Origin of the sequence: Nostoc sp. JL34 (genome assembly GCF_017114945.1) — a bacterium.
Taxonomy (GTDB): Bacteria; Cyanobacteriota; Cyanobacteriia; order Cyanobacteriales; family Nostocaceae; genus Nostoc.
On the sequence record NZ_JABXKQ010000150.1, the window covers coordinates 77,246 to 83,592 of the forward strand.

A 6,347-nucleotide genomic window follows, 5' to 3' on the forward strand; every position below is an offset into this window, starting at 1 on the left:
CTTACTTCGTCTCCATCCAATTTTCACCAACACGCGCCTCCACAAGCAAAGGCACACTCAACTGGACTGCATTTTCCATCACCGACTTAATTTGTAGTTGTAACTCTTCCCACTCATCAGGGGGAATTTCAAACACTAATTCATCGTGAACTTGCAACAACAAACGCGCTTGATATTTCTTCAAAACCTCATGCAATCTCACCATTGCAATTTTGATAATATCAGCGTTAGAACCTTGAATTGGTGCATTAGCAGCAGAGCGTAATAAACCTGCATCATAAGCACCCAAATTCTTCAATTTACTCAGATCAATATCTTCTGGGTTACTGCCTTTTAATTTACGTAAACTGTTATTAGTAAAGTCAAAATAACGACGGCGACCGAAAATAGTTTCTACATAACCAAGAGCGATCGCTTCTTTTTTCACTCGCTCCAAATATGCAAATACTTTCGGATATCGTTCATTAAACCGCTTAATAAACTCGTTGGCAATGCTTTTATCTATCCCAGTTGAGCGCGAAAATCTCAGAGAACCCATTCCATAAATCACCCCAAAATTGATAGTTTTCGCCATCCCTCGTTCTTCTGAGGTTATATTTTCTTTTTCAAACACTAACCGCGCGGTAACAGTATGAACATCTTCATTTTGCTGATATGCTTGCACCAATATCGGCTCTTGACTCAAATGAGCCAAAATCCGCAATTCAATTTGTGAGTAATCAGCAGCCACCATTAGCCATCCAGCTTCTGGCAAAAATGCCTTCCGAATTTGGCGACTAAAAGCTGTACGAATGGGGATATTTTGCAAATTCGGATTAGAAGAAGATAACCTGCCAGTTGATGTTGCTGCTTGATTAAAATCAGTATGCACCCGTTGGGTATCTGCACGCACCAATGCTGGCAATGCATCAACATAAGTAGACTTTAATTTAGATAGAGTACGATACTCAATGATCGCCTCAACAAATCCAGTGTTATCATCTTCTTGAAGTCTTTCTAATGTTGCAGCGTCTGTAGAGAAGCCAGTTTGAATTTTACGAGAATGTCTAGTACTTAATCCTAACTTTTCAAACAATATTTGGCTCAATTGCTTGGGAGAACCCAAGTTAAAATTTTCCCCAGCTATTTCAGTTGCTTCCTCTTTTAACCTGGCTAACTCAGTTTCTAAATGCTGCGAAAGTTCTTGTAAATAAGCCGAATTAATGCGAACGCCTGTATATTCCATTTGGGCTAAAACTGCTTCTAGTGGCTGTTCCACTTCCACCAATAGCTTAGACAAAGCTGGAATTTTCTCTAGATCCTCGCGCAATTTTGGCACTAAACCAAAGGTAGAATAAGCATCCATCCCGCAGTAATCTGCGACAGATGCAATATCTATATCAGCGATAGTTTTGCCTTTAGGAACTAAATCTAAGTAACTTTTTGCTATCAATCCCAAATATCGCTGCGACAAATCCATCAAATTATGACTTGAATCGGGATTTAGTATATAACTTGCCAGCATGGGATCAAACACCACTCCTGCCAAGCTAATTCCTTGACACCTGAGAACTAAGCGGTCAAATTTGGCATTTTGTAGAGCTTTGGGATAATCGGCACTTTCGAGAATTGGGCGTAATGCTTCCAGCACCAAATCTTTATGCAAATTTTCCCCAGTTTTGTGCCCCACAGGAATATAGGCTACTTCATCTGGTTTAGTTCCCCAACAGCAACCAATTCCTACTAACTCAGCATCTCTTGGTTCTAAAGCGGTAGTTTCAGTATCCCAAGCAACGGGTGTTTTTAGATTAGTGAATTTTTGCAAAAGTTTCACTAACTCAGTTAATTTGGCTTCGGTGTTGATGATGCTTGGTGTAATTGGGGAAGTAGATTGTTGTGGAACTGCTGCTGTATCACTAGCACTGAAAAACCACAAATCATTATCTTCATCAGCACTGAATTCTGAATTAGTAGAGTTAGGATTACTTGCGTCTATTTTGGCTTCTTGTTTTTCTTCAACTTTGCCCCCAAAACGTTGCTGTAGGTCGTTGATTCTGCCTAAAAAAGACTTGAATTCTAGTTTTTCTAAAATTGGTGATAAGACGCTTGTATCAAACCCTTTTAATTTACAATCTTCTAAATCAAATTCTATAGGAACATCTAAAACTATGGTTGCCAAATAGCGAGACTTCTCGGCATCTTCTTTACCCGCTGCCAGTTTTTTCTGAGTTGCGCCTTTAATTTCATCTAAAGCAGCATAAACATTCTCAAGTGAACCATAGCTATTCAGCAACTGTACTGCTGTTTTTTCCCCAATTCCCTTGACACCAGGAATATTATCTGATTTATCACCACAAAGAGCTTTGAAATCAACAATTTGTGAAGGTAAAACGCCCATCTTCTCTTTGACTTGTTCTGCTTCAAATTCTGTGATGCTATTTGTAGAGCGTTTTAGAGCATCTGGACTAAAATTCAGAACAGTGATTTCTTTGTCAGAATCGATTAGTTGAAATAAATCGCGATCGCCAGTGAGAATCTTTACCCTATACCCAGCAGCAGTTACTCTCTGTGCTAAGGTTCCCAAAATATCATCAGCCTCAAAACCAGGAGCAGTGAAAAAGGGTAGATTGAAGCCATTTAGCAACTCATGCAGGTTTGCTAAGTCGGGAATGAAGTCTTCTGGCGTTTCCGGGCGATCGGCTTTATAAGTCTCGTCAGCTTCGTGGCGAAAAGTTGCCTCAGCCAAATCAAAAGCGATCGCCATTGCTTGGGGCTGTTGTGTTGCCATTACTTCCAACAGGCACTTCACAAAACCAAAACATATACTGGTGGGAATCCCCGTTTTGGTACGCAGTCCTCCATCGCGCCCTTTGGCGAAAGCAAAATATGAACGATAGGCCAGAGAGTGTCCATCGACAAGGATGAACGTGGGGCGTGTTGCAGTTGCAGAAGTGAAAGTTTCAGACATAGCCCTATTTTAGCCAGAAGCTTTGTCACATAGTTAGCAATTTCAGATGCTCGTTTAGCTTGGCTTTGGTAACAATAGCCCAGTTTTTGCATACCAATCGCTCCTGCATATAATTTTAGACAAAGTGATGTCTACGCATTTGCAGCTTTAGTACGGAAACCAAGTAGAACCAACTTTTGGCAGGGATATTAGCCCAATTAAGTACGTGAGTATAAGCATAGTAACCAGATAGTAACTAGATCGCCAACTTCTCACTAGAAATCGGGGATCTATCTCCTGAGCGTTTTATGTTTAATTCAGTTGACCTAGCTTACTTCTCAGGAACCAACAAAAATAACTTAATATTTCGACATAAGATTACGACTATCAAAACCTCTTTGCCTTAACAAAACTTTATATATACCAATAAAAAAGTCTATTTATTGAAGGAATTTGAACATAATAACTTTACATAAAGTTACGTGTATTTATCAAGACTACAAGCAAAATTTCAGAGTTAGAAATAAGTTAGTAATCCCGTAATGATTCGTTTTAGAAAAGCATCTTCCATCCATGACAACAAAACTATTTAACACTCTCGCGGCTGCCACAACTTTGGCTGGAATTGTTGCAACATCTGGAGTGGCTAATGCAGCTTCTCTCTCGTACACCAGTTCCACTAATTACGATTTTACAGATATCATTGATGCACCCCTGAGCGTCCAAAAATTTGACTCATCTTTAGGCACACTCCAAGGTGTAACAATAGAATTTACTGGCGACATCTCTGGTAATGCAGGCTTTGAAAATTACAGGAATCCAGCCGCGACTTCGGTGACAGTAAATCTGACCAGTCTACTCAGCTTAGAACTGAATAATCAGTCTCTGTTTGCACTCAATCCACAATATACTTCCAGTTACCAAGTTGCTAAATATGACGGTAACCTTGATTATAGTGGTACCTCTGGAAAGACTCTTTCTAACTTAACTGCCACACAATCGGGTATCCAGTCTTCCACTAATACGCAATTTTTGCAGTCTTTCATTGGTAATGGCAACGTAGACTTTTTATTCTCAGCTCTAGCTAATTCAGTAGTTACAGGATCGGGCAATATGAGATCCTATATTGATACATACGCAAAAGCAGGTATCAAAGTAACTTATAATTATGATGATGTGAAATCAGTACCTGAACCCTCTGCTACACTTGGAGTTGGTTTAATTGCTGGGCTTTGTCTGTTGTCACAACGCAAAAAAAGCTGGCTTAAGATGTCCAATTCATAGACTTTCTTGAATAGATAGGTTTTTCTCATCCCATCTATCGGTCAGTCCATCTAATTTAAATTAAAATGCCCGATTTTTTCGAGAATCGGGTTTTTTGTTGCGCCTATTAGCTAGAATTTTTCATCCTTTTTAACTAAATCCAAAATCCTCAGAGCAAGTGGATTGCTCGCTGGCGTCAGTCTAAAATCTAAAATTGTGTGATATCAATTAAAAAAAAGAATGTGACAGATACAAGCCTAGAAACCCAGATAAAATTTAGAAAGCTAAATTTTTAATTTTTAATTGGTATGACTCAGCATCCTCACGGTTGAGAAATTAGGTTCTCTAATCAACCCAATTTTTTCTAGTACTCAAGTCGGCACAATAAAACCAAACTGTGTAAAAAAAAGTAAATAAGGCTCAAACTCTTTTTCCCCCTGCTCCCTGCCCCCTGCCTTATCCCAACGATAATTATTTACGCCTACCTACTTACTCCCCACTTGTCGCTAGAGCCTGTTAACCTCTTACTGGAACTTAAAATCTAGGAAATTATGCAGAAAGCATCTGCTACACATCTGACATCTACTGATAATCAGGCTGCTGCAAAAGACATTCAACTACTAGTTTTGGATATAGATGGCACGATCGCCGGACACTCTAACACCATCAGCGAACCTGTAAAGCAAGCAATCTTTGCAGCGCAAGCCCGAGGAATTCAAGTGGCGATCGCTACAGGTAGAATGTATCGTTCAGCCTTGCGCTTCCACCAAGATATCGGCTCTACGCTACCATTAATGGCCTATCAAGGAGCTTGGATTCAAGACCCAAACACCCAAAAAATTCATCGCCATTGGGTTGTTTCCAGGGAAATCGCCCACCAGTTACTTGACTATTTTGAACAACCTGAGTTGCGATCGCTTCTATCTGTCCACTTTTACATCAATGATCAGCTATATGTCCGTGAGTTAACCAGAGAAACCCAAATTTATGCAAAACGTTCTGGTGTCATCCCGATTCCCGTGGGTGATTTGCGTCAAGCCTTAACGAATGAACCGACAAAAATTCTTGCTTTGTCTGATGACATTGATGTGATCGACAAGCTATTGGGAAATTTGCGCCGCCAATACACACCTGCTGAACTTTATCTGACAACATCTGTTGCTACCTTTTTTGAAGCAACTAACGCCTCTGTAAATAAGGGGACTGCTGTCCGTTATTTAGCTGAAGAATTGTTGGGATTAGAGTTAGCCAACGTTATGGCGATTGGCGATAACTTCAATGATCTGGAAATGCTGGAGTATGCCGGACTTGGTGTGGCTATGGGCAACGCACCATCTGGAGTGCAAGCGATCGCTCAGTGGGTAGCTCCTAGCGTAGAAGAAAATGGAGCAGCAGTAGCAATTGAAAAGTTTTTGCTCTAGTGAAGGGACTTTTTCAAACCCAACCTATATAAATCAGAAAGGACACCGACGACTGGCCGTGTTTCGTCTCGGTGCCCCTGCTGGTTCGCTCCTCACACACCTGCTAATGTAGCCGAGGTGGTGCATTGAGTCAATAGGTATATTAAAGTTTTTATTTTTGCCTAAGCAACATTACCGACTTATAACTCCAAGAGCGCAAAAACCCCCAAGTTTTCCTCTAGTACATATCTTAATACTGACTGAGTAGCCATGAGCAATCCGAGTCTGGCTTGGGCTAGCTCTGGTGAGGTAATTTTCACTTCACCCCAAATCCGGCAATTAGACCAAAACTTTTCAAAAGCTTGGCTCAAATTCAGCGCTACTTTTTCCCACTTCACACAACCGCTAACATCAGGGCACTCTATATTGTCTATCACTTGTATTAACTCGCCAATTAGACGACGCTCATCTAAGTGATTTAGCCGCAATGTTCCGTCACAATTAAGCCAAGGTAAGGGGTTAGGAGAGATAACATCCCAAAAAGCTGGACTAGTATTTGGAACTGGTTCTCTAAGTTTAATCAATCCCTCTTGATGAGCCAGAAGCACTAGCGAACAGCAGCGTGCATGAGCATATTGAACAGCAAATTGGGCATTGGGCATTGGCTTTAGTAGTCCCCCTTGTCCCCTTGTTCCCTCATCTCCCCCAGTCCCCAGTCCCCAGTCCCCAGTCCCCAGTCCCCAGTCCCCAGTCCCCAG

General features: G+C 41.0%; 4 protein-coding genes. 2 read left to right on the top strand and 2 right to left on the bottom strand.

All coding sequences use genetic code 11. The annotated features are described in order from the left end of the window. Position 1 precedes the first annotated feature (1 nt). A complete protein-coding gene (gene polA, locus HWQ44_RS27770; protein WP_292725201.1) occupies positions 2-2,947 on the bottom strand; it encodes a DNA polymerase I in 2,946 nt (981 codons plus the stop codon). Positions 2,948-3,499: 552 nt separating this feature from the next. Here polA and HWQ44_RS27775 point away from each other — a divergent pair. Further along, on the top strand, positions 3,500-4,210 hold the full coding sequence (locus HWQ44_RS27775) for a PEP-CTERM sorting domain-containing protein (protein ID WP_292725202.1): 711 nt from the start codon (positions 3,500-3,502) through the stop codon (positions 4,208-4,210). Between the two features lie 530 nt (positions 4,211-4,740). After that, entirely contained in the window at positions 4,741-5,610 is an 870-nt protein-coding gene (locus HWQ44_RS27780; protein WP_292725203.1) for a Cof-type HAD-IIB family hydrolase, read from the top strand. A 179-nt stretch (positions 5,611-5,789) separates the two neighbouring features. On the opposite strand, the gene HWQ44_RS27785 is transcribed toward HWQ44_RS27780, so the two are convergent. Further along, positions 5,790-6,347, bottom strand: a 558-nt coding sequence (locus HWQ44_RS27785; RefSeq protein ID WP_292725204.1) for a DALR anticodon-binding domain-containing protein, incomplete at its 5' end; no start/stop codon positions are given.

Bases quoted from the DNA above. Each gene is read 5' to 3' on its own strand.
- polA (WP_292725201.1), bottom strand. From the start codon at position 2,947: ATGTCTGAAACTTTCACTTCTGCAACTGCAACACGCCCCACGTTCATC.
- HWQ44_RS27780 (WP_292725203.1), top strand. From the start codon at position 4,741: ATGCAGAAAGCATCTGCTACACATCTGACATCTACTGATAATCAGGCT.
- HWQ44_RS27775 (WP_292725202.1), top strand. From the start codon at position 3,500: ATGACAACAAAACTATTTAACACTCTCGCGGCTGCCACAACTTTGGCT.